General features: G+C 64.3%; 23 protein-coding genes. 11 read left to right on the top strand and 12 right to left on the bottom strand.

All coding sequences use genetic code 11. From position 1 onward, the window contains the following. Positions 1–163: 163 nt before the first annotated feature. From GM668_RS21400 to GM668_RS21380, 5 genes are all read right to left on the bottom strand, one after another. The gene (locus tag GM668_RS21400) at positions 164–601 is read right to left on the bottom strand and encodes a DUF6691 family protein (RefSeq protein ID WP_155440985.1); all 438 of its coding nucleotides are present in this window, start codon (positions 599–601) and stop codon (positions 164–166) included. Position 602: 1 nt separating this feature from the next. Then, positions 603–1,037, bottom strand: coding sequence for a YeeE/YedE family protein (locus GM668_RS21395; RefSeq protein WP_155440984.1), 435 nt, complete (start codon positions 1,035–1,037; stop codon positions 603–605). Next, positions 1,031–1,369: an ArsR/SmtB family transcription factor gene (locus tag GM668_RS21390; RefSeq protein WP_155440983.1), complete on the bottom strand. Its 339-nt coding sequence runs from the start codon at positions 1,367–1,369 to the stop codon at positions 1,031–1,033. Before GM668_RS21390 ends, GM668_RS21395 begins: the two co-directional genes overlap by 7 nt. A gap of 139 nt (positions 1,370–1,508) precedes the next feature. After that, a complete protein-coding gene (locus GM668_RS21385; RefSeq protein ID WP_155440982.1) occupies positions 1,509–4,220 on the bottom strand; it encodes a bifunctional acetate--CoA ligase family protein/GNAT family N-acetyltransferase in 2,712 nt (903 codons plus the stop codon). Continuing rightward, the gene (locus GM668_RS21380) at positions 4,217–4,525 is read right to left on the bottom strand and encodes a hypothetical protein (protein WP_155440981.1); all 309 of its coding nucleotides are present in this window, start codon (positions 4,523–4,525) and stop codon (positions 4,217–4,219) included. Before GM668_RS21380 ends, GM668_RS21385 begins: the two co-directional genes overlap by 4 nt. A gap of 122 nt (positions 4,526–4,647) precedes the next feature. Between GM668_RS21380 and GM668_RS21375 the strand changes: the two genes are divergently transcribed. Genes GM668_RS21375 through GM668_RS21360 form a run of 4 tightly spaced genes read left to right on the top strand, consistent with a single transcriptional unit; the run spans position 4,648 to position 6,382 of the window. Continuing rightward, positions 4,648–5,103, top strand: a complete 456-nt coding sequence (locus GM668_RS21375; RefSeq protein WP_155440980.1) for a universal stress protein — start codon at positions 4,648–4,650, stop codon at positions 5,101–5,103. 47 nt (positions 5,104–5,150) lie between these two features. Continuing rightward, a complete protein-coding gene (locus GM668_RS21370; RefSeq protein ID WP_155440979.1) occupies positions 5,151–5,993 on the top strand; it encodes a universal stress protein in 843 nt (280 codons plus the stop codon). A 30-nt stretch (positions 5,994–6,023) separates the two neighbouring features. Beyond that, on the top strand, positions 6,024–6,251 hold the full coding sequence (locus tag GM668_RS21365; protein ID WP_155440978.1) for a hypothetical protein: 228 nt from the start codon (positions 6,024–6,026) through the stop codon (positions 6,249–6,251). Next, positions 6,197–6,382 (top strand): sensor histidine kinase, encoded by a 186-nt coding sequence (locus tag GM668_RS21360; RefSeq protein ID WP_155440977.1) that lies wholly within the window; start codon positions 6,197–6,199, stop codon positions 6,380–6,382. The genes GM668_RS21365 and GM668_RS21360 overlap by 55 nt, the downstream gene beginning before the upstream one ends. Before the next feature lie 8 nt (positions 6,383–6,390). Here the strand turns inward: GM668_RS21360 and GM668_RS21355 are convergent, their stop codons facing one another. From GM668_RS21355 to GM668_RS21345, 3 genes are read right to left on the bottom strand one after another with little or no spacing between them, the layout of a single operon-like run. Further along, entirely contained in the window at positions 6,391–7,380 is a 990-nt protein-coding gene (locus GM668_RS21355; protein WP_155440998.1) for a zinc-dependent alcohol dehydrogenase family protein, read from the bottom strand. A 41-nt stretch (positions 7,381–7,421) separates the two neighbouring features. After that, positions 7,422–7,637, bottom strand: a complete 216-nt coding sequence (locus tag GM668_RS21350; RefSeq protein ID WP_155440976.1) for a hypothetical protein — start codon at positions 7,635–7,637, stop codon at positions 7,422–7,424. Between the two features lie 12 nt (positions 7,638–7,649). After that, positions 7,650–10,178, bottom strand: a complete 2,529-nt coding sequence (locus tag GM668_RS21345; RefSeq protein ID WP_155440975.1) for a cation-translocating P-type ATPase — start codon at positions 10,176–10,178, stop codon at positions 7,650–7,652. Between the two features lie 182 nt (positions 10,179–10,360). Here GM668_RS21345 and GM668_RS21340 point away from each other — a divergent pair, with 182 nt between their 5' ends. After that, complete coding sequence (locus tag GM668_RS21340) at positions 10,361–10,663, top strand: BON domain-containing protein (RefSeq protein ID WP_155440974.1); 303 nt, start codon at positions 10,361–10,363, stop codon at positions 10,661–10,663. Between the two features lie 45 nt (positions 10,664–10,708). Here the strand turns inward: GM668_RS21340 and GM668_RS21335 are convergent, their stop codons facing one another. Together GM668_RS21335 and ftsH are read right to left on the bottom strand one after the other, a co-directional pair. Next, entirely contained in the window at positions 10,709–12,487 is a 1,779-nt protein-coding gene (locus tag GM668_RS21335; RefSeq protein WP_155440973.1) for a bifunctional aminoglycoside phosphotransferase/ATP-binding protein, read from the bottom strand. 36 nt (positions 12,488–12,523) lie between these two features. Beyond that, on the bottom strand, positions 12,524–14,470 hold the full coding sequence (gene ftsH / locus GM668_RS21330; RefSeq protein ID WP_155440972.1) for an ATP-dependent zinc metalloprotease FtsH: 1,947 nt from the start codon (positions 14,468–14,470) through the stop codon (positions 12,524–12,526). Between the two features lie 157 nt (positions 14,471–14,627). Here ftsH and GM668_RS21325 point away from each other — a divergent pair, with 157 nt between their 5' ends. The 6 genes from GM668_RS21325 (at position 14,628) to GM668_RS21300 (ending at position 20,920) form a co-directional block, all read left to right on the top strand. Beyond that, positions 14,628–15,140 (top strand): pyridoxamine 5'-phosphate oxidase family protein, encoded by a 513-nt coding sequence (locus GM668_RS21325; protein WP_155440971.1) that lies wholly within the window; start codon positions 14,628–14,630, stop codon positions 15,138–15,140. 78 nt (positions 15,141–15,218) lie between these two features. Further along, positions 15,219–16,058, top strand: a complete 840-nt coding sequence (locus GM668_RS21320; protein ID WP_155440970.1) for a universal stress protein — start codon at positions 15,219–15,221, stop codon at positions 16,056–16,058. Between the two features lie 46 nt (positions 16,059–16,104). Continuing rightward, positions 16,105–16,515 carry a bacteriohemerythrin gene (locus tag GM668_RS21315; protein ID WP_155440969.1) on the top strand — a complete coding sequence of 137 codons (411 nt, stop codon included), beginning with the start codon at positions 16,105–16,107 and terminating at the stop codon, positions 16,513–16,515. A gap of 41 nt (positions 16,516–16,556) precedes the next feature. Further along, on the top strand, positions 16,557–16,919 hold the full coding sequence (locus GM668_RS31785) for a hypothetical protein (RefSeq protein WP_155440968.1): 363 nt from the start codon (positions 16,557–16,559) through the stop codon (positions 16,917–16,919). 8 nt (positions 16,920–16,927) lie between these two features. Next, a complete protein-coding gene (mgtA, locus tag GM668_RS21305; RefSeq protein ID WP_371868747.1) occupies positions 16,928–19,549 on the top strand; it encodes a magnesium-translocating P-type ATPase in 2,622 nt (873 codons plus the stop codon). A gap of 81 nt (positions 19,550–19,630) precedes the next feature. Then, positions 19,631–20,920 (top strand): putative glycoside hydrolase, encoded by a 1,290-nt coding sequence (locus GM668_RS21300; RefSeq protein ID WP_371868746.1) that lies wholly within the window; start codon positions 19,631–19,633, stop codon positions 20,918–20,920. On the opposite strand, the gene GM668_RS21295 is transcribed toward GM668_RS21300, so the two are convergent. Beyond that, on the bottom strand, positions 20,887–21,123 hold the full coding sequence (locus GM668_RS21295) for a hypothetical protein (protein ID WP_155440967.1): 237 nt from the start codon (positions 21,121–21,123) through the stop codon (positions 20,887–20,889). The genes GM668_RS21300 and GM668_RS21295 overlap by 34 nt on opposite strands. A 171-nt stretch (positions 21,124–21,294) precedes the next feature. Beyond that, entirely contained in the window at positions 21,295–22,017 is a 723-nt protein-coding gene (gene phbB / locus GM668_RS21290; protein WP_155440966.1) for an acetoacetyl-CoA reductase, read from the bottom strand. Between the last annotated feature and the right edge of the window lie 4 nt (positions 22,018–22,021).

Raw genomic sequence — 22,021 nt, 5'->3', positions numbered from 1 at the left:
CTGGATGAGCCATGGCTGCTGCAGGCTGTCTCGCAGGCCACATCCGGGCGCACTGCGGGCGAGCGCGTAGCGCGCCGTCAACGCGGTAAAACGAACTCGAAGTTTTGCTCGCCATCCGCCAGCCAGCGCTGTCGCAGCAATTGGACGTATATTGCGGTTTCGTCTACCAGGTGCCGGACTCAGCAGGCGCTGCCAGCCGCTCAATCAATTCAAACACTGCCATGCCGGCCAGCATCGCAGCGACAAAACCCCACGCCTTCGGATAACCGGCCCCCAGCGCCACCAGCGCCGGCCCCGGACAAAAGCCGGCCAGCCCCCAGCCAATGCCGAACGCGGCGCTGCCCAGCACCAGGCGAGGCGTCACAGAAGCGTTGCCGGGCAACTGCATCGGCAAGCCTAGCCAAGAACGCTGGAGGCGCCCGGCGACGAGGAATGCCAGCGCCCCTACGGCGATGGCACTGGCCATGACAAAAGCCAGCGACGGGTCCCAGCGCCCCGCCACGTCAAGAAAACCCAGCACTTTGGCCGGATTGGCCATGCCGGACACCATCAGGCCGATGCCGAACAGCAGCCCCGCCAGCAACGACGTCAATACTGCCATGTCAGCCTCCAAAGACGTGCCGTTTCACGAACACCGTTAACAATCCCGCCGCCATGAATATTGCCGTGGCCACCAGCGAACGGATGGCGCCACGGGAAATGCCGCATACGCCATGGCCGCTGGTGCAGCCGCTGGCATAGCGCGTGCCCAGCCCGACCAGATAGCCAGCGGCCAGGATGGTGCTCCAGCCGGCGTCAATCTGCGGTGCGATGGGTTGCCCAAGCAGGCTGGCGGCAATGGGCGCAGTAACCAGGCCGGCCAGGAACGCCAGGCGCCACGCCATATCCCGTTGCGGCAAGCTCAGTAGTCCGCCAAGGATGCCGCTGATGCCCGCGATGCGGCCATTGAACAGCACCAGTACGGCCGCAGCCGTGCCGATCAGCAAGCCTCCTGCCAATGACAGCCCGGGGGTGAAATGAACAAGGTCGATCAGCATGACGGCTCCTCACGAGCGGTAGTACAGAATTGTTGATACAGGACAGCCATGACAGCCAGCGCCTCCGGACTCGCCACGGAATAAAAAATATTCTTGCCGTCGCGGCGCGTGGCCACCAGGCTGTTTTCTCGCAGCACAGTCAATTGCTGTGACAACGTTGGCTGCCGGATGCCGAGCTGGACCTCCAGTTCGCCGACGGACATTTCACCCTGCGACAACTGGCACATGAGCAGCAAACGGTCAGGATTAGCTAATACCTTTAGCAAGGCGCAAGCCTGCGCAGCGGCGGCCTGCATGGATACCAGGTCTACAGTGGGACTGGAAGGGGTCATGGTGCACTCTACGGTTTCAATGAGAACATTATATATTTAGATAAACTATTTTTGTATATTGTTTTTACACCTAGGAGTAAGCACCAGGCAAACCGTTACTTCCTCGGCCAGACCACGGTGCGCGTGGCGTCACCGGCGATCACTTCGCTGCCGGGTGTTCCGTCTTGCCCGCGCCAGTCCCATCGGCAAGGCGCAGCGACAGCAGCACGGTACCGGCGCCGCTGTGGCGGCTACTGAAGCCGAGTGCACGCGCCAGCTCCAGCAGCCGTTCATTGTCGAGCAGGGCTTCGCCAATGATTTCACTTAGCCCGCTCGCCCGGCAATAGCCGATCAGCATCTCCATTAATAACCGGCCCAGGCCACGGCCCTTGAGGTCGCTGCGCACCGTCACGGCAAATTCACCCCGCACATGGTCGGGGTCGGCAACGACGCGCACCACACCCAGCGTTTCATCCGGGGCGCCTTCGTGTTCACGGATCGCGACGAACGCCATCTCGCGCGCATAATCGATCTGCGTAAACCGCGCCAGTTGCGCCGGAGACAGGGCGCTGACACTGGTAAACATGCGGAAACGCACATCCTCTGCAGTGAGCCGGCTGAAAAACAGCTGGTGGGCGGCGCCATCCTCGGGACGGATAGGCCGCAGCAACAATGGTTCCCCCTGCCAGGTACAGCGTTGCTCAAGGTGCTCCGGGTACGGCATGATGGCCAGCTGGCGGACGTTCCCCTCAGCGGCCGGCGCCAGCCGTACCCTGGCGTCCAGGGCCAGTGCGCCGCTGCTATCGGCCAGCAGCGGGTTCACGTCCAGCTCCACGACTTCGGGCAGGTCGATCACCAGTTGGCTCAAGCGCACCAGCACATCGTACACCGCCTCCATATTGGCGGCTGGCGCGCCGCGTGTCGCTCCCAGCAAGCGCGCCACGCGGGTGCGGCTCACCAGGTCTGCCGCCAGCACGTGGTTCAGTGGAGGCAGTGCAACCGCCTGGTCGGCCACGGCTTCGACATCCACTCCGCCGTGCCCGAACAGCAAGACCGGACCAAACACAGGGTCGCTGGCTATGCCGGCAATGAGTTCACGCGCTTGCCGGCGGCGCACCATTTTCTGGACCGAATAGCCGGCGATGCGCGCTTCAGGACGCAGCGCCGCCAGGCGGCTGCGGATGGCAGACAGCGCATTACGCAGCGCGTCCTCATGGTCGATGTCCAGCACCACGCCACCGACGTCGGACTTGTGCGGCACGTCCGGCGACAATACTTTCACCACCACTGGATAACCAATCTCCGCAGCGGCGTTCAGTGCCGCATCGTCGTCGGGCACGGCGCGGGTTGGCACCACGGGAATGCCGTATGCCTCCAGTAGCGCCTTGGCATCGGTTTCGCCCATGCTTAAACATCCCGCAGCCAGCATACGCCGCACCAGGGCGCGCGCCGCTACCGTATCGGCGTGCGGCCCGCACCGGGACGACGGCACTTCCATCAGCAGACGCTGGTTGCGCGCATAGCTGCTTAACTGCAGAAATGCCTCCACCGCCGCTTCCGGCGTCGCAAAGACAGGAGCGCCAGCCTTGCGCGTCAGCTCAGCGGCCTGCTCCACTGAAGCACCGCCCATCCAGCAGCAAAGCACCAGGCGCTGCCGTTGCTGCAGCAGCGGCGCCAGTTCCTGCGCAATGCGCCCGGCCGGAACAATTGCAGTCGGCGCGTGGATCAGCAAGACCGCATCGGCTTCGTCCGCTGCCAGCAATTCACGCAACGCATGCGCATAGCGTTCCGGCGGCGCGTCGCCGATGATATCGACGGGATTGGAATAAGACCAGTTCGACGGTAACCCGCTGGCCAGGCGCTCAAGCGTGGCGTGGCCCAGTTGCGCCAGCTCCCCGCCTCCAGCCACCAGCGCATCGGCCGCCATGACACCAGGACCGCCGCCATTGGTCATGATTGCAAGGCGGCGTCCGCGCAGCGGGTGAGGCTGCGCCAGGGTTTCCGCCGCTTCGAACAATTCCTCCGTTGATGCCACGCGCAGCATGCCTGCGCGGCGGATGGCCGCATCGCAGACCAGGTCCGTTCCAGCCAGGGCGCCAGTGTGGGTCGCCGCAGCGCGCGCCCCTTCCGGCACACGCCCCGCCTTCAACACCAGTGTCGGCTTGCAGCGCGCTGCAGAGCGCGCCGCGGACATGAACTTGCGTGCATTGCCTATGCCTTCGAGGTACAGCAGGATCGCGTGCGTCTCCGCATCGCCTGCCAGATAATCGAGTACATCGGCGACGTCCACATCGGAACAGTCACCCAGCGACACAAATGCCGAAAACCCGATGCCGCGCGCAGCGGCCCAGTCCAGCACCGCCGCCACCATGGCGCCCGATTGCGACACCATGGCCAGGCTGCCCGGCGTACTCCCTGCCTGGGCAAAACTGGCATTGAGGCCGATATGGGGCGCCAGCAGCCCCACACAGTTCGGTCCGAGTATCCTCAGCAGATGGGGCTGGGCCGCATGCAGCATGGCCTGGCGCAGCGTATGCCCATGCCGGCCTGCCGGTGCGCCAAGCCCTGCCGTCATGACGATGGCGGCGCGGGTGCCGCGCTCACCGAGCTGGCTGATCAAATCCGGTACGGTGGTGGGTGATGTGCAGATCAGCGCCAGATCAGGCGCCTCAGGCAAGGCGGCCACTGCATGGTAGCAGCGCCTGCCCCCCACCGTCTGGTGTTTGGGATTCACCGGATAAATGGGGCCGCCGAATCCCCCGGCCAGCACATTGCGCAGCACCGTCGCGCCAACGCTGCCGGGCCGCTCCGTGGCCCCGATCACCGCCACCGAGCGGGGGGCGAACAGAAAGTTCAGGTTGCGGATGGTCATGCACGTCTCCTCAAGCCAAGTTCACCGGTTTCATGTTCCGCATAAGCCATGGCGTAGGCCAGTTCACCGGGCGATTCCGCATGCAAGGCCAGCAATGACGCGGACACGACATTGAGCCGACAGGTATCAATCCCCAGCCGCCGCAAGCGCGGGACAGGTGTTCCGATAAGAGGTGAACGTAGGTTCATGCCGCCGGTAGCACATACGATACCGTCATGCACCTGCCAAGTCAGGCAAGGTGTTTGACCACGATCAAGTTGCAACAAGAAAGAGTACAAAACCCACAGCTTTGAGTCCTTGTCCATCAGTCAAGGCCACAGCAACGTCCATTGATGACAATTTGACCTGAATCAAAGCCGTAATGCGGCAACTTGCGCACACTGTCCAACAGCTTCACTGCTCATCAACTTTTTATCAGGAGCCTGACATGTATCAACATCTGTTGCTGCCAACCGATGGCTCGCCGGGATCGTCGGCCGCCATTCAATCCGCCCTGGAATTCGCCAAAGATGCCGGCGCCCGCGTCACGGCGCTGCATGTGCTGCCTGAGTATCATGTTTTTACCTACGAAGCCGAGCAGCTGGAAGACACCCGCGAAGCCTACCTGCGCGGCACATCCGACCAAGCCGCCAAACTGCTGGCAGCGCTGGCCAGCAATGCCAAGGCCATGGGCGTTCCGTGCGAGACCGTCTCGCTGCGCTCAGACCAGCCCTACCGCAAGATCGTGGAAACTGCACAGGCGCGCGGCTGCGACCTGATCGCCATGGCCACGCATGGCGTCACCGGACTGAAAGGCATGTTGTTGGGGAGCCAAACCCACCGGGTGCTGTTAAAGAGCCGGATCCCGGTACTGGTCTTTCATGCCGACGCAGGCAGGCATTGACCGCACCCTGTCCCATTTGCATCCATCGCCACGCGCCGGAGACTGCCATGTCATACCGTACGATCCTGGTCCACGCGGACAACGCCGCCAACGCAGCAGAACGCATCAGGCTGGCAGCTCATCTGGCCTTGCTTGAACAGGCGCACCTGGTGGGAGCTGCAATGAGCGGTATTCCCCGTTTTATCTCCCAGCGTAGTCCTTTTGAAGGCAGCAGCGCCCTGTTTTCCGGCTATGTCGAACACGTGACTCGACGGGCTGAGCAGGCGCTGGCATTGTTCAGCGCCGTCGTGAAGCAAACCGGGCTGAACTCTTATGAACAGCGCAACAGGGACGAAGACGAATATTCGGGGCTCTGCCTGCAGGCGCGCTATGCCGACCTGCTTGTCCTCGGCCAGGCGGATCCGCAAGACCGCAACGAAGGCGCCCTGCTGCTGGACTTGCCGGAACACGTGATCCTCTATGCCGGCAGGCCGGTCCTGCTGGTGCCGGCTGCCGGCCAGTTCGCCACGCTGGGCGAACGACCGCTGATCGGCTGGAACGGCAGTGTCGAAGCCATCCGCGCCATCACAGCGGCCATGCCGCTGCTGCGCCGGGCAAAACAAGCCGCCGTCGCCATCATAGCTCCGGAAACCGGTCCGGAATCCCACGGTGAAGAACCCGGCGCCGACATTGCACTCTACCTCGCGCGCCATGGCGTCAATGCGGAAGTCATGACCATCTCCCCACCGCATGGCGCCGGGCAAGGATTGTTGCAGCTGGCTGCCGCAATCCGGGCCGACCTGCTGGTGATGGGCTGCTATGGCCATACGCGCCTGCGTGAGCGCATCCTCGGTGGCGCCAGCAAGACTGTACTGGCCGGCATGACGCTCCCCGTGCTGATGGCGCACTGAACCAGAAACAGCTGCTTGCCGGAGATACCGATGGCGGATGCCAACTCAGCCGCGCCCGCTGGCGCCGGCTTGCTGCGCCGCTTGCTGACCGCCACGCTGGCGGCAGCCGCCCTGGCCGCGCAGGTGGACAGCAATGTCAGCGAGTCCGATATCGGCCAGGACGCCGCAGTGCTGCAATTGGTGCGCGACGATGGCATGACGGCATGCTGCGCATCCGTGTCCTCGATGATGGCATCGGGTTGGAGGACGGCGATTTAAGCAAACCCGGCTCGCTGGGCCTGATCGGCATACGCGAACGGGTCCAGGCCCTCAACGGCAGGATTTCCATCCGCGGCAAAGGCGGCACGCGCGTCACGGTCTTGCTGCCACTGCCTGCCGGCGGGCCGTGACCTGCGGGTCACCCGCCGCCCGGCAGCAGCACCGCCGCGCCGTGTACGAGGCCCGCGCGCAAGTCCGCCAGCGCCTCGTTGGCCTGTTCCAGCGGATAGGTTTGCACAGCAACCTGCAACGGATATTGCCCGGCCAGCGCCAGGAATGCCTGCGCGTCGGCACGGGTCAGATTGGCGACCGAGCGGATGCTGCGCTCGCCCCACAGCAGCGCATACGGCATGGCGGGGATATCGCTCATGTGAATGCCGCCGCAGACCACTGCGCCGCCCTTCCTGACGGCGGCCAGCGCGCGCGGCACCAGCGCCCCGTCGGGCGCAAAAATCAGCGCCGCATCCAGCGGCGCCGGTGGCGCCTGGTCCGCTCCGCCTGCCCAGGCCGCGCCAAGGCTGCGGGCAAAAGCCTGCGTAGCCAAGTCGCCCGGACGGGTAAATGCATATACTTGCCGGCCCTGTTGCCGGGCCAGTTGCACCAGCAAGTGCGCCGCCGCCCCAAAGCCGTAGATCCCCAGCCGTTCGGCCGGCCCGGCCAGCGCATAGGCCCGGTAGCCGATCAGCCCTGCGCACAGCAGCGGCGCCGCGTGGGCCGCATCATAGGCGACAGGAAGCCGATACAGGTAGGCCGCGTCGGCCAGCATATACTCCGCATAGCCGCCATTGTGGTGGCAGCCATTGAACACGATGGCGTCGCACAGGTTTTCCGCGCCGCGCAGGCAGGCGTGGCAGGCGCCGCACGCGCCGGCCAGCCATCCCGCCCCGGCCCGCTCCCCTGTTTGCCAGCTGGTCACGCCGGCCCCCAGACAGCAGACGCGCCCCACCACCTCGTGCCCGGGCACCACCGGACAGGCCGCCGCCACCTCGCCGTCCTGCACATGCAGATCGGTGCGGCACACGCCACACGCTTCCACCTTCAGCAACACCTGCCCGGCGGCCGGCAGCGGGACCGCCAGGCGGACCTGCTGCAAGGCCATGCCCGGCGCGGGCAACTGCATGGCAAGCATGGTGTGGCTGAACGCCATGCCGCTGCCAGCCATGGCGTGCATCAGTTGATGGTCACATGGCGGGCATGCTTGTCCGCCTTTTTAGGCAGCTTGCGCCTGACGCATTCATAGGCGGACCGCAAAAAACCCAGCGGGCCGGCACGGCTGCGCTCTTCCCGAATGGCGTCCATATCGGCGCCGCACCGGCTGGCAATTTCCTGCGCAATTTTTTCCGTCACGCCGGAGCGGGAATAATACACAACGAGGCATGGATGCATGAGCGACTCCTTTCATTGCCTGGCCTGCATATGGTTCAGGACCTGGCGGCGTGGCGCCAGCAGACGCCTGGACAATTCACAGCCAGCCAGGCTGGCCACGCCCAGCCCCAGCGCCGTCATCAGTTCAGCCGCAGGCAAAGCACTGAACTGAAACACGTCCGCCAACGGCGGCACATACAGCACCGCCAGCAACAACGCGGTGGCGACGCCCGCTACCGCCCGTGGCAACCGGTTACGCGACGCCAGTGCTTGCAGGGCGCTGCGCCGCCGTGACAAGGTGGAAAAGATCAGCGCCAGCCCGGACAGCACCAGTACAGCAAACCCTGCCGCCCGCGCTTGCGGCGCCGGCAGCATAGCGAGCGCCCGCCAGTAGGCAAACAGCGTGACGCCCAATGTAATTGCCCCTTGCGCCAGGGCGAGCGTAGCGGCCTCCCGGTCCAGCAGCGGGGCTGCCTGGTCGCGAGGCGGACAGCGCATTGCGTCCTCATCCGACGCTTCATTCTCAAAAGCGAGCGAGCAAGTCGGATCGATAATCAATTCAAGGAAAGCAATATGCATGGGATACAGCAAGATAGGCCAGCCGCACAGCGCAGGAGCCAGCGCCATGCCCGCCACCTGCACATGCATGGCCACCACATAGGACATGGCGTTGCGCATATTGGTAAAGATGCGCCGGCCTAGCCGGATGCCGCGCACGATGGACGCAAAGTTATCGTCCATCAATATCAAGGCGGCCGCCTCCCGCGCCACGTCGGTGCCCCGCCCGCCCATGGCAATGCCGACATGCGCCGCTTTCAGCGCAGGGGCGTCGTTGACGCCGTCCCCGGTCATGGCGACCACTTCCCCGTTGGCTTTCAACGCCTGCACAATACGCAGCTTCTGCGCCGGCAAGATACGGGCGCACACGGTGGCCTGCATCAGCCGGCGGCGCAGCGCTGCCTCGCTGAGGCTGTCAACTTCCGTCCCGGTCAGCGCGTGTTCGCACGCCAGCCCCGCACGCATGGCAATGGTCGCCGCCGTCAGCGGGTAATCACCGGTAATCATCACGACACGGATACCGGCCTGCCGGCATTGCGCCAGCGCTTCCGGCACTTCGGCACGGACCGGATCGGCCAGCCCGATCAGGCCCAGATAGCGCAGCTCAAAACCGTCCTGCGCTTCCGGCAGATGGGCTGTGGCATGTGCCGCGCTGGCCACGGCCAGCACCCGCAATCCCTGCCCGGCCATGGTGTCCGCCGCGCAGAGCATGGCCCTCAATTCTTCGCCGCCCAGCCGGCACAGCGCGCCAATGGCTTCCGGCGCTCCTTTGGTGGCGACCAGCGCCATGCCTTCGGCCCCTTCGTCCCAAGCCTGCGACATCGCACGCAAACCCGGCGACAGCGGATAAGCGCGCAAAGGCTGTTCGCGCACATCGCTGCCGTCCAGCGCATGCAATGCGGTTTCCATGGGATCTGCGGATCGCGGTTTGCTGGCCAGCGAGGCAACCCGCACCAGCTCCCTGAAGGCTGGCGGCAATACGCCCTGGACACGGTGCAGCGGCAACGCTACGCCATCCACATGCAATTGTTCGATCCGCATGCGGTTTTCCGTCAGCGTGCCGGTTTTATCTGTACACAGCACGGTCACCGCGCCGAGCGCTTCAATCGCAGCAAGGCGCCGGGTCAGCACCTGCACGCGTGACATGCGCCACGCGCCGATCGCAGGGAACACGGTCAGGATGACCGGCAATTCTTCCGGCAATAAGGACATCGACAGCGCGATACCGGCCAGGATGGCGGGCATCCACGCGCCCTGCATGCCATACAGCACCGTCACCAGCAGGCTCAGGGCCAGGCCGCCCGCAGCAAACCACGACACCAGGCGCGCCACGCTGCGCTGCAAAGGCGATGGTTCGGTGCGCAATTGCGCCAGGCTCTGTCCGATTTTTCCCAGTTCCGTCCGCGCACCCGTGGCCGTCACCCGCGCCGCGCCGTCCCCCTGCAACACCAGTGTTCCCGACCACACGTAAGGCAGCGCCTCCGCTCCCGGCCCGGCACGCGGCAGGGCTCCCGCCATGGCCAGTTTGACGACAGGCAGCGATTCCCCGCTCAGCAGGGACTCGTCCACCTGCAAACCATTGGCGTACAGCAGCACGGCGTCGGCCGCCACGCGGTCGCCTTCGGCCAGCAACAGCACGTCGCCGCATACCACGGCATGGGACGGAATGCGCTGAGGCTGTCCGTCGCGCAACACCAGCGCCGACTGGCCGCCCATCTCTTGCAACGCCTGCAACGCCCGCGCCGTTTTGCCTTCCTGAAAGAGCGTGATGCCCACCGTGACGCCTACCATCAGGAACAGGAACAATCCCTGGTGCAGATCGCCCAGTACCAGATAAAGCATGGCGGCACCGATCAGCAGCAGAAACATCGGTTCGCGGACCGTGCGCAGGCACAGCGCCGCCAGCCCGTTCTTCGCAGCCGGCAAGCTGTTCGGTCCATCCGCAGCGAGCCGTTGCGCCGCCTCTTCCGCCGACAGCCCGCTCACGTCAGGTAGTTTCGTCATGGCGCTCCCCTTGCCCGTTTCCACACTAGCCGCTTGCACCGCATATTTGATTGACCGAGATCAAGGCGCGCTGAAATGAGCGGGGTTTCTGCGCACATCAGTGGCTCGGCTGGCACAGATGCCGTGCCGACGCCCGGTTTTCTTTTTATTGCTCTTGACCTATATCAATCCCGCACAGGACCGTGGCAACGTCCGAGTTCCCTGCCGGCACGCGGGCCGATTCCGATATCCAGGAACAGCTGCAAAAGGAACTCGCGGCGCTGGTATGGGCGCGCCAGACCCATCCCGGCATCCTGGTGCGCAACGGCGTGGTCAACCTGTACGGAACCGTCACCGACCATCGCCAGGCCGACGCGCTGCGCGTTGCTGCCGAAAACGTACCTGGCGTCAAGCTGGTGCGCTGCCATATGCTGTGGTGCGCCCCCTCGTCGGCGCAGGTATTTGAGCTGCCTGAACAGCAATCCGCGCCGCCATCCCTGTCTTGAATTCAGTTAGCGGGGCCGATGGCAAGGTGGTTGGTGACAATGCCATCACGGACGGCAATGGCAATATGCCCTTCGCCAACTGCGGGATTCCATGCCAGTTCCTGCTCCACGTCTTCCTTCAAATTCCGGTCCGTAGCCATAGCGCTCTCCTGTTGAAGTATCACCGGGCGGATGCCCTGCCGCTGCGTGTGCCAGCACCGGCGCGCAGGCTGCGCGGACGCGCTGCAAGTCCAGGCCGGCGCCGGTATCGACCACCAGCGCGTGCGCCAATTCCTCCTCAGTCAGCGGCTCCTGGTTTTGCAGCTGGCGCTCAAGGACGCCGACGCCTGCATCGGAAGCATCCAATCCGTTCAACAGGCGAGCCGCCACCCGTTCGCGCATGCATTGTTCCGGCGCGCGCACGTCGAACAAAAAAAATGGCACCGATAACTCCGCCGCCAGCGCGCGCAGCAGCTCGCGCTGCCAGGCACGTAGAAATGCGGCATCGACGATAACGGGCCAGCCCGACTGCACGATGGCACGGGCCAGTGCCGCAAGGCGCTCGTACGTGCGCCGCGACGCGGCCGCGGAATACAGCGTGGCGGTGGCGGGCCAGATGCGTTTGCGCTCAACGTCGGAACGGATCTGCAACGCGCCAAGGGCGGACACCACATAGCGCGACAACACGCTTTTTCCGCTGCCGGCACAGCCGTGGGTCACCATGATGGCGGGCGCCGGGGCGGGAGCGCTGCCGCGTGCAAAGCGCAGGTAGCCGTCCGCCGCCGCGCGCAGGGCAGCGCGCTCCGCTGCGGGCACATGGTCTTGCGCCGCCCGTTCCAGCAACACTTTGGCCCTGACCAGCGCCCGGTGCATGCGGTAATAAGGCAGCACGGCCAGCCCGTCATAATCCCCCGTGACTTCCAGGTAGCGGCTGAGGAGCCGTGCCGCCAGGTCCGGGCGTCCGCGGTATGCCAGGTCCATATGCAGGAAGCTCACGTCATCCATCACGTCGATCCAGCGCAAACCGTCAGCGAACTCGATGCCGTCGAACGGGATACCCTGCCGCCCGAGGCTGACGATATTGCCGCAGTGCAGATCACCATGGCATTCCCTGACCTTCCCGCCGGCGCGGCGCTGGCGGAACACGGGAAACAACGGGGGACGGCTTGCTGCCTCCAGTTTCCGCAGCCCTGCCAGGCAGGCTTGTCCGGCGTCGCCGGGCACCTGCTTGCTCAACTCGGCCAGAGTGGCGCCAACCGTATGGGCGATATAGCCGGGCGTACCCCATGGCACGCCGGCCGGAACGGCTGGCGCCGCCAGATGGAATTGCCCAAGGCGCACCGCGAGCGCTTCGGCTTGGCCATCGTCCAGGCCGCCGTCTTCCAGGCGCCGGCTCCACAGCGCCCGCTGATCGAACGCCGCCATCTTGACCGCGTAGTCGAGCACATGCCCGGCGCCCCCCAGCGCGGGATGAGCCAGGCTTCCCGTCACCGGCACCACATCGAGGTACAGTTCCGGCGCCAGGCGCTGGTTCAGCCGGTATTCCGCCTGGCAGCAGGTATGCCGCGCCGCCAGCGTTGTGTAATCCAGGAATGGCAGGCGGAGCGCCTTCTTGACCTTGTAGGCATGTGCCCCGGAAACGAGTACCCAGGAAATCTGGGTTTCCATACGTAGTACGGCGCCCGCGCCGGCTTTCAGCACTGCAGCCAGCCTGTCCACCATGCAAGCTTGCAGCGCCACCGTCAATTCCCCGCCGGCCTCTGGGGCCGCCGCCCGTTGGCCAGGCCCTGCGGCCGGACTTGCCTGTACGCCGGGCAGCCCGGCCGCATGCGTCGATCGCTGCATAGTCCCTCCTTCTGTCTGCCCGCTGCCGCGCAAGCGCTACGCTGTGCCTTCTGCGGCCGCCGCATCCGCCTGTACCGCTTCCACCGCAGGGGGCAACGGTGGCCGCCCCGGTTCCCGGGAGACAAAACGGGCCAGCAAGGCATCCAGCGCAGTCCGGTCCACGCTCTCCCGGACCAGCAACTCCTGCGCCAGCGCATCGAGCTGGGCCCGCATACACTGCAGGGATTCCCGCACGCGCTGGCGCGACGCAGCCAACAGGCCGGCCACTTCCGCGTCCGCGACCCTGGCTGTCTCGTCGCTATAGGCGGCGCTGCGGACGCCCATCCCAGGGTACCCGCCGCTGCCAGCGCCACCGGCATAGGTTGCCAGGCCGAGTCGTTCACTCATGCCGTATTGCAGCACCATATGGTGCGCCAGCTGGGTGGCCTGTTGTAAATCGTTCTGTGCGCCGGTGGAAACGTCGCCAAAGACCAGTTCTTCGGCCACCCGTCCCCCGAGCAGCACGTCCAGCTTGTCCAGCAATTCCGTCTTGCGCAGCAAATAGCGGTCTTCCGCGGGCAACTGGCGCGTATAACCCAGCGCGGCAATACCGCGGGGGATGATGGAAATCCTGGCCACGCGGTCCGCATGGACACGCGATTCCGCGATCAGCGCATGGCCCGCTTCATGGTAAGCGACCGTCTCCTTTTCAGTCCTGCTCATCACCCGCGTCTTTTTTTCCAGGCCGGCAATCATGCGCTCCAGCGCCTCGTCAAAATCCGCCAGCTCGACCACGTCTTTTCCTTTGCGCCCGGCCAGCAGCGCCGCCTCATTGACCAGGCTGGCCAGGTCCGCCCCGGCAAAGCCCGCCGTCCTGGCGGCCAGTTCGGCGAGGCCGATGTCGCCGCCGGTTTTGATGCGCTGCATGTGCACGGCGAGGATTTGCTTGCGCCCGGCCAGGTCGGGACGGTCCAGCGCGATGTGGCGGTCAAAACGCCCCGGACGCAGCAGCGCGGGATCCAGGATTTCAGGGCGGTTGGTGGCTGCCAGCAAAATGACGCCGCTGTTGGTGTCGAAACCGTCCATTTCCACCAGCAATTGATTCAAGGTCTGTTCCTGCTCGCCCGCGCCGCCCTCGAAACCGCCGATGCCACGGGCACGGCCCAGCGCATCGAGTTCATCAATGAAGATGATGCAGGGAGCTTTGGCCACCGCCTGCGCAAACAAGTCGCGCACGCGCGCCGCGCCGACACCGACAAACATTTCCACGAATTCCGAACCGCTGATGGAAAAGAATGGCACACCGGCCTCGCCCGCCACCGCCTTGGCCAGCAATGTTTTTCCGGTCCCCGGCGCGCCGACGATCAGCACGCCTTTCGGTATCCTGCCGCCCAGGCGACGGTAGCGCTCTGGATTACGGAGAAATTCCACCAGCTCCATCAATTCTTCCTTGGCTTCGTCGATGCCCGCCACGTCGGCAAAGCTGACACCGGTGACCGGCAGCGCATACATGCGCGCGTGGCTCCTGCCGATGCCCAGCACACTGCCGCCGCCGGCGCCCGGCGTGCGCGCCATCATGCCCGGCAGCCACAGCACCAGGGCAATCGGCAGCATCCACCACAGCGGACTACTGAACCAGCCGCTGTCCTGTCCGGCAAACTGCACACCGGCCTGCTCCAGCGCCGGTACCAGCGCCGGGTCCGCCACCCGCACCACGTGAAACGGACAGGTGGCGCTGCTCCCGCAGCGCAGTTCGCGTGCGCGCTCCGTTAACAGCAGCACGTCCAGTTCATCCGTTTGCAGCGTCCCTGAAATCATGGTCTCGGACACCATGAGGTGCGACAGCTTGCCTGCGTACAGCAGCTTCTTGAATTCGCTGTAAGCCAGCGTGGTTTCGCTGCCGATCACGGCGATATAAAGCGCAAGGGCAACCGCCGCCAGCGCAGCCAGCCAATACCAGCCGCCATAGCCTTTCACCGCATCGTTGCCGTCAGCTTTGCCCATAGCAATTTCTACTCCCGTGTTGATCACCATCAACTCAGAATGGCATCGTAGCGAACTCCTTCGACAAAAACTTTGATCAAGGTCATATGAAAGCGACTATTGATTTCCTAGCATGGTCTCCGTCGCACTGTCGCGATCAATCACGGAGGGACAATATATGGAACAGCTCAACCCGGCAGCACTGGCCCGCATCCTCGACATCCTGCACCATGCCAAAGACATGACGCTGGCCACCATCCGCCCCGATGGATTTCCGCAGGCAACCACCGTCAGCTACGTGCATGACGGCCTGGCGATTTACACGGCGGTCGGCCTGGGCAGCCAGAAGGCGGACAATATCCAGCGCAACGACAAGGTGTCCGCCACCGTCAACCTGGACTACGCCGACTGGAACAGTATCCGCGGCATTTCATTGGCCGGCACGGCAGAATTCGTGCAAGGACAGGAACACATCGAATCCGTGGCGCAAATGTTCCTGTACAAATTTCCGGCGGCAAAAAGCATGGCGCAAGCGGCCGGCCCGGCGCCGTGGCAGGGGCTGCTGTTCCTGCGTATCCTTCCCACTGTGATTTCGCTGCTGGACTACAGGCACGGATTCGGCCACACGGAACTCTATGCGGTCAGCGCGGCAGACCGGTACGCCGGCAGCACGGCATGCCATGAAAAATAGACCATCTTGTCCCAGGTCATATAAATTAATCATCCGGTTCACTAACATGGCCCCTGTCAATCACCGCAGGGGCCAACCATGTACAAGACCATCGTCGTACACCTGAGCAGCGCTACTGGCACGCCGCGCACGCTGGACATCGCCGCCGGCCTTGCCAACAGCATGGGCGCACACCTGATCGGCGCCACCACCAGCGGCATCGTTGAACTGAATTACCTGCTGGCTGCCGGCGCCGAGGGCGGCTCCATGCTGCTGCCGGAAGACTGCGAACGGCTGCACGCGGAGGCTCAGCAGCGCTTGCAGTCCTTTGACAAACACTGCAATGAATGCGGCGTCAATTCGTTTGAAACGCGCATGCTCGACGTGTCGCAGGCCGATGCCATGCTGCTGCAATCCAGCTATTGCGATTTGCTGGTGGCTGACCTGGAAGATGTCGCCAGCCATGGCTTACTGATGCCGGCCGCCCTGCCCGGCACGCTGGTGACGCGCGCTGCCCGCCCGGTCATGCTGGTGCCGCCCTTGGCCTCTCCTTCCGCCGCCTTCAGCAACCTCCTGATTGCGTGGAACGGCAGCATGGGGATCAACCGCGTCATCGCATTGGCCCTGCCGCTGATTGCCCGTGCGGCCAAGGTCACGATTGCCGTCTGCAATCCTGAAGCCGAACAAATCGATGCCGGCGGCGAACCGGGCGCGGACCTGGCCGCGTATCTGGCGCGCCACAACCGCAACGTGGAAGTGGTACGGCGCGATACGGATGAAGAAGCGGATACCGCGCTGGTCAACCTGGCGGCGGAAACGTGCGCCGACCTGATGCTGGCTGGCGCGTTTGGCCACACCAGGTTGCGCCAATGGGTGCTGGGCAGCACCACCCGCGGTTTGCTCAGGCAAACCCGGATTCCCCTGCTGATGACACATTGAACATGCCGGCATCCATGCCGGCCACGACAACTACCAAGGAGAACAGATGGAACAGCAATGCCTCCCGGCCGATATGGTGTTGGGTGAACCCACGCTGGATACGGCGCACGGCAAGACGTTTGCAGCGCTGGTCAATACGCTGGCGCTGCCGGAAGACCAGTTCATGGCAGCCTATGGCGATGTGGTGGACGGCATCGAAACCGATTTCCGCTATGAAGAACAATTAATGGAGAGCTTCCAGTGCCCGGATGCGGCGCTGCACCGCGCGCAGCACGCCCGCATGCTGGCCGGCCTGCACCATGCGGAGTCGGCCCTGATGCAGGGCGACGCCGATCCGGCGCACCGTGCCTTGCGCGCGCTGGTCGACTGGCTGCCATTTCATATCGTCACCCAGGACCGCCACTTGCTGCGCATGGTGCGGCAGGGCAACGGTGCGGCGCCAGTGCCGGCATACTGACACAGCATGGACGACCGCGCAGCACGGCAGCCTGGAACCCGATGACTGATACGCTACACGCCCCAACGCAATGCCGTGTGCGCCATCCCCCTCTGCTTGTGCCGGCATGGATCATGAAATACTATATTCTCGACTTGTCTTCCTACGACTCACTGGTGCGCTATCTGGCCGAACGGGGATATGACGTGTACATGATTTCGTGGCGCAATCCAGGCGCAGGGGACCGTGCCCAGGCGTCCATCGACCCGGACGCCTGGTATGCCAGGGCGCCGGTACAGCAGGGTTCCTGGTGGACTGCCTGGGAGAGCTGGCTGGCCCGCCGCAGCGGTCCGGACATCGTTCCCGTTCCCTCCCGGTCGCCGCCACTGTGCGATGCGCCCGGCATGTATGTGCACCAGCACTAGACGCCGCCGTGCACGCACCGTACGCTAAACGGCGCCACGCTGGCGCGCCTTCCGTTGCGCCAGGCAGGCAGCAAGCGGTGCCCGTCACGCCGGAGTCGGGATCCCGTGCGGACGCCGGCAGCGTACTGGCGATGCTCGACAGCACCGAAAAAGGGTTGACGGCGCCGGAGGCTGCCCGACGCCGCAAGCAGGCTGGCGCCAGCGTACCTGCCAGCGGAACACATGCATCGCCCGCACGACAACTGGTCCGGGCTTTCCTGCGGCCTCTGCCGCTGGTCTTGCTGGGGCTGGCCATAATGAACTTCCTCACCGCCCAGCCCTGGGGCGGCGCCATGATTGCCGTGCTGGTGGTGCTTTCCACGGTATTGTCGTTTATACAGGAATACCGGGCCGGCCAGGCTGCCGCGCGGCTGCTGGCCATGGTGCATACCAGGACACGGGTGCTGCGGCGCGAAGCGGATGGCACGCGGACCGCCTCCATTCCAATGTCGCACCTGGCGCAGGGCGACATCATCCTGCTGTCGGCAGGCGACGCGGTACCGGCCGACGTGCGCATCCTGCAGTGCCGCGACCTGTTCATTGACCAGTCCGCCCTGACCGGGGAAGCCATGCCCGTGGAGAAAAGCGCCGCGCCCTGCGCCCAGCTGCCCCCGGCACGGTATGACTTGCCCAACATTGCCTTCATGGGGACATCCGTCGCCAGCGGCACGGCTACCGCGGTCGTCATCGCAACCGCGCGCGACACGGATTTCGGCCGCATGGCGCAGTCAGCGGCGGCACAGCGCGAACTGACCAGCTTTGACCGGGGATTGCAACGCTATATCGCGCTGATGCTGCGGGTAATGGTGCTGCTGATGGCGCTGGTTTTTCTGATCAACGGCATGGCCAAAGGCGACTGGATGCAGGCGCTCCAGTTTGCGGCGGCAGTGGCGGTAGGGCTGACGCCGGAATTGCTGCCGGTCGTCTTTACGGTGAACCTGGCCAAAGGCGCGGTGGCGATGGCGCAACGCAAGTGCATCGTCAAACGCTTAAACGCCATTCAAAATACGGGAGCCATGGATGTGCTGTGCACTGACAAGACCGGGACGCTGACGCAAAACCGCGTCGTCGTCGCACGCCACGTCGACATCGATGGCAAAGATTCCGCGCAGGTCGCCCAATACGCATACCTGAACAGCCATTTCCAAACCGGCCTGCAGAACCTGCTGGACCGCGCCGTGCAGGAATACATCGAAGGCCATCATCTGGCCCCGCCGCTGGATTACCGCAAGATCGACGAACTGCCGTTTGACTTCCAGCGCCGCCGCATGTCCGTCATCCTGGAGCGCCCGGACGGCACCAGGTTGCTGATCTGCAAGGGTGCGGTTGAAGAAGTGGCTGCCAACTGCACGCAGGGCAACCGCGATGGCGCAACCGAAGCGCTGCACCCGCACCATGCGGCAGAACTGGTGCGGGTGGCGGCATCGCTGAACCAGGAAGGATTCCGGGTGATTGCCGTTGCCGTGCGCGAGCTGCCGGCCCAAGCAGCGGCATTCAGCGATGCGGACGAACACGGCATGCTGCTGGCCGGTTATATCGCCTTTCTTGACCCGCCCAAAAGCACCGCGCTGGAAGCCCTGCAAGCGCTACATGGCCAAGGCATCGCCGTCAAGGTACTGACGGGCGATAATGAAGCGGTCACCCGGCACGTGGCCCATCATGTCGGCTTACGGGACAGCCTTCTGCTGAGCGGTCCCGAGATTGCCGCCATGGATGCGGCAACGTTGCAGCAAAGGGCAGTACAAACCACGCTGTTTGTCAAACTCACGCCGCAGCAGAAAGCCGACGTGATCCGCGCGCTGCAAGGGGCCGGCCACGTGGTCGGCTACCTGGGCGACGGCATCAATGATGCCGGTGCACTGAAGGCGGCCGATGTCGGCATTTCCGTGGACACGGCGGCAGACATTGCCCGGGAATCAGCTGACATCATTTTGCTGCGCAAAAGCCTGATGGCGGTCAGCGAAGGGGTGCGCGAAGGCCGGCAAGTGTTTGTCAATATCACGAAATACCTGCGCATGAGCGCCAGCGCCAGCTTTGGCAATATGGTGTCCGTGCTGGGCGCCAGCATACTGTTGCCGTTCCTGCCCATGGCGCCACTGCAAATTCTGCTGAACAACCTGCTCTATGACGTGTCGCAGACTGCGCTGGCGTCCGACCGGGTTGACGCTAGCGCCCTGGCGGGTCCGCGCCGCTGGGACATGAGCGATATCGGCCATGCCATGCTGCTTCTGGGCGGCGTCAGCTCGTTGTTTGACTATCTGACCTATGCCTGGCTGTGGTTCGGCTTGCACGCCACGGGCGCCCAGTTCCAGACCGGATGGTTCGTTGAATCGCTGCTGTCGCAAACGCTGGCGGTCCACGTGATCCGGACTGCCCGGCTGCCTTTCGTGCAAAGCAGGGCCAGCCCTGCCCTGCTGGCCACCACCATGCTGGTTTGCCTGTGCGGGGTGTGGCTGCCAGGGTCGCCGCTGGCGCCGCTGTTCGGTCTGCAGACGATGCCCGCTGCGTACTGGCCGGGACTGTGCGCAATACTTGCCGGCTACCTGCTATGCGTGGAATGGGCTAAACGCCGGCTGCCCGGTCCGCATTGACTCTCCTTTGATCCTGATCAACGTTTTTTGCGATTTGCACAGCTAAATTGCTATCAGGATCAAACCGCACGGGAGAAAACAGTGCTAATACCTCCGCTTGCCCTGCTGACGCGCCTGACGGCCACTGCGCAGGGCCTGTTCCTGTTCCCGCTGCTGATGCTATGCGTGCCGCTGCTGGCGCTGGCGTTTGAGGGCCGGGTCACCGATGCCGTTAACGGGCGCCCGGTCGCCGGCGCCACCGTGACCGCCAACGGCATGGCAGTCACAACCGATGCAGATGGCCACTACCAGCTGCAGTCAACCACGCAGCATGTCCAGGCGCGCGCCGTCGGCTACCAGCGCACCAGTGTCACGTGGGCCGGCGACAGCAGCCAGGCGCCGCTGATACGGCTAGTGCCGCTGCGCCCCAAGGCGCTGTACCTTTCCGTGTATGGCGCCGGCAATCCCGCTGTGCGCGATGCGGCGCTCAAGCTGCTAAGCAGCACCGAACTGAACGCCCTTGTCATCGACATCAAGGGCGACCGCGGCCTGGTACCCTATCCCAGCGCTGTGGCGCAAGCCGCGCAGTGCGGAGCGCGCAGCCTGACCACGGTGCAGGACATGGGCGTACTCGTGGCGTTACTGAAAGAGCAAGGCATCTATCTGATCGCCCGTATCGTCGCCTTCAAGGACGACTTGCTGGCGCAGGCGCATCCGGAATGGAGCGTAAAAGCTGCCGATGGCAGCCTGTTCCGCGACCGCGAACACTTTGCCTGGATCGATCCATTCCAGCGCGAAGCATGGGATTATCTGCTCGACCTGGGCGCCGAAGCGGCGGCAATGGGCTTTGATGAAATCCAGTACGACTACGTGCGCTTCCCTGACAGCCGTGGCCTGCTGTTTTCACAGCCGAACACCGAGGCCAACCGCGTTGCCGCGGTCACCGGTTTCCTGCAAGCCGCGCACCGGCGCCTGGCGCCCTACAACGTTTTCCTGGCAGCCGACGTCTTCGGCTACACCGCATGGAACAACAACGACACATCGATCGGCCAGAATCTTGCGGCGCTGTCGCAGGCCGTGGATTACCTGTCGCCCATGCTCTACCCATCCGGCTTCCAGTTCGGCATTCCAGGCGCACCCGATCCCGTGCGGCAGCCCTACGACATTGTATTGCAGACCTTGCAGCATGCGGCGGCCCGGACCGGTATTGCGCCGCTGCGCTTCCGTCCGTGGCTGCAAGCGTTCCGCGATTATGCCTTCGACCGGCGTCCATTCGATGCCGATGAAATCCGCGCCCAGATCCACGCAGCGGAACAAGCGGGCAGCGATGGCTGGATGCTATGGAATCCGCGCAACAGCTATAGCTCCGAAGGCTTGCGGCAGCAGGAATAACCGGTCACGCCCTTGCTGCCAGGCAGTGAAACACTGCGTGCATCTTTCAAACCCGGCCGGTACGCTTCACCAATCATCAGGCTGGCAGGTGTCGGGACATCGGCGCCGGCCACCTCATGCAGCACGCGCCACGCGAAATCCCCTACCGGTACGGGTACGGACTCGCCGCCGGCAGTCCGCAGCGTGCGGGTGCCGGCCAGCACGGCGATCGGCTCAATTGCGGGTGGTCACGATGTAGAGCAGCAGTCCGGCCAGCGCCGCCACGCCGTGGACCAGGACAGCCTGGGTGGTCTCGCCGTGCAAGGCCGCGATGACGCTATTCACGGTTGCCCCGGCCTGACGGATGATGCGGCGGCGCTGCCCTTTCTAGCCGCCTATGCCATGTACTGGCCGCCATTGGCACTGAAAGTCGCGCCGGTGATATAGCCGGCATCGTCGCTGACCAGCAATTCGACGATGCGCGCCACTTCGTCCGGCTTGCCGAGCCTTCCGACCGGAATTTGTGCAACGATGCGTTGCAGCAAGACCTGGTCCATCGCCCCGACCATTTCAGTGGCGATATAGCCGGGCGCCACCGCATTGACGGTGATGCCTTTCGGCGCCGATTCCAGCGCCAGCGCCCGCGTAAAACCGAGCATGCCGGCCTTGGCGGCCGCGTAATTGGTTTGCCCCGCCTGGCCACGCTGGCCATTGACTGACGAGATATTAACGATGCGCCCGAACCCGCGCTCGCGCATGCCGCCTATGACGCCGCGGCACATGTTGAAACACGAGGTCAAATCCGTCGCCATCACGGCGTGCCATTGTTCCGGCGCCATCTTGTGCAGCATGACGTCGTGCGTAATGCCTGCATTGTTGACCAGGATGTCAACCTGACCCAGCATATCGCGCACGGTCGCGATACCGTCTGCGCACGCCTGGTAATCGCTGACATCCCATTGACGGACCGCTATCCCGGTCTCCTGATGAAACGCTTCCGCTGCGGTCACGTTACCGTGAAAGACCGCGACAACGTGATACCCTGCTGTTTTCAGGCGGCCGGCTATGGCGGCCCCGATGCCGCGTGTACCACCGGTCACAATTGCAATCCGTCCCATGGTG

Source organism: Pseudoduganella ginsengisoli (genome assembly GCF_009720865.1).
GTDB lineage: Bacteria > Pseudomonadota > Gammaproteobacteria > Burkholderiales > Burkholderiaceae_D > Rugamonas > Rugamonas ginsengisoli.
This window is presented reverse-complemented; position numbering and strand designations above follow the sequence as displayed.

Coding starts and splice junctions, on each gene's coding strand:
- GM668_RS21400 (WP_155440985.1), bottom strand. CDS start 601: ATGGCAGTATTGACGTCGTTGCTGGCGGGGCTGCTGTTCGGCATCGGC.
- GM668_RS21395 (WP_155440984.1), bottom strand. CDS start 1,037: ATGCTGATCGACCTTGTTCATTTCACCCCCGGGCTGTCATTGGCAGGA.
- GM668_RS21390 (WP_155440983.1), bottom strand. CDS start 1,369: ATGACCCCTTCCAGTCCCACTGTAGACCTGGTATCCATGCAGGCCGCC.
- GM668_RS21385 (WP_155440982.1), bottom strand. CDS start 4,220: ATGACCATCCGCAACCTGAACTTTCTGTTCGCCCCCCGCTCGGTGGCG.
- GM668_RS21380 (WP_155440981.1), bottom strand. CDS start 4,525: ATGGACAAGGACTCAAAGCTGTGGGTTTTGTACTCTTTCTTGTTGCAA.
- GM668_RS21375 (WP_155440980.1), top strand. CDS start 4,648: ATGTATCAACATCTGTTGCTGCCAACCGATGGCTCGCCGGGATCGTCG.
- GM668_RS21370 (WP_155440979.1), top strand. CDS start 5,151: ATGTCATACCGTACGATCCTGGTCCACGCGGACAACGCCGCCAACGCA.
- GM668_RS21365 (WP_155440978.1), top strand. CDS start 6,024: ATGGCGGATGCCAACTCAGCCGCGCCCGCTGGCGCCGGCTTGCTGCGC.
- GM668_RS21360 (WP_155440977.1), top strand. CDS start 6,197: ATGCTGCGCATCCGTGTCCTCGATGATGGCATCGGGTTGGAGGACGGC.
- GM668_RS21355 (WP_155440998.1), bottom strand. CDS start 7,380: ATGCTTGCCATGCAGTTGCCCGCGCCGGGCATGGCCTTGCAGCAGGTC.
- GM668_RS21350 (WP_155440976.1), bottom strand. CDS start 7,637: ATGCATCCATGCCTCGTTGTGTATTATTCCCGCTCCGGCGTGACGGAA.
- GM668_RS21345 (WP_155440975.1), bottom strand. CDS start 10,178: ATGACGAAACTACCTGACGTGAGCGGGCTGTCGGCGGAAGAGGCGGCG.
- GM668_RS21335 (WP_155440973.1), bottom strand. CDS start 12,487: ATGCAGCGATCGACGCATGCGGCCGGGCTGCCCGGCGTACAGGCAAGT.
- ftsH (WP_155440972.1), bottom strand. CDS start 14,470: ATGGGCAAAGCTGACGGCAACGATGCGGTGAAAGGCTATGGCGGCTGG.
- GM668_RS21325 (WP_155440971.1), top strand. CDS start 14,628: ATGGAACAGCTCAACCCGGCAGCACTGGCCCGCATCCTCGACATCCTG.
- GM668_RS21320 (WP_155440970.1), top strand. CDS start 15,219: ATGTACAAGACCATCGTCGTACACCTGAGCAGCGCTACTGGCACGCCG.
- GM668_RS21315 (WP_155440969.1), top strand. CDS start 16,105: ATGGAACAGCAATGCCTCCCGGCCGATATGGTGTTGGGTGAACCCACG.
- GM668_RS31785 (WP_155440968.1), top strand. CDS start 16,557: ATGACTGATACGCTACACGCCCCAACGCAATGCCGTGTGCGCCATCCC.
- phbB (WP_155440966.1), bottom strand. CDS start 22,017: ATGGGACGGATTGCAATTGTGACCGGTGGTACACGCGGCATCGGGGCC.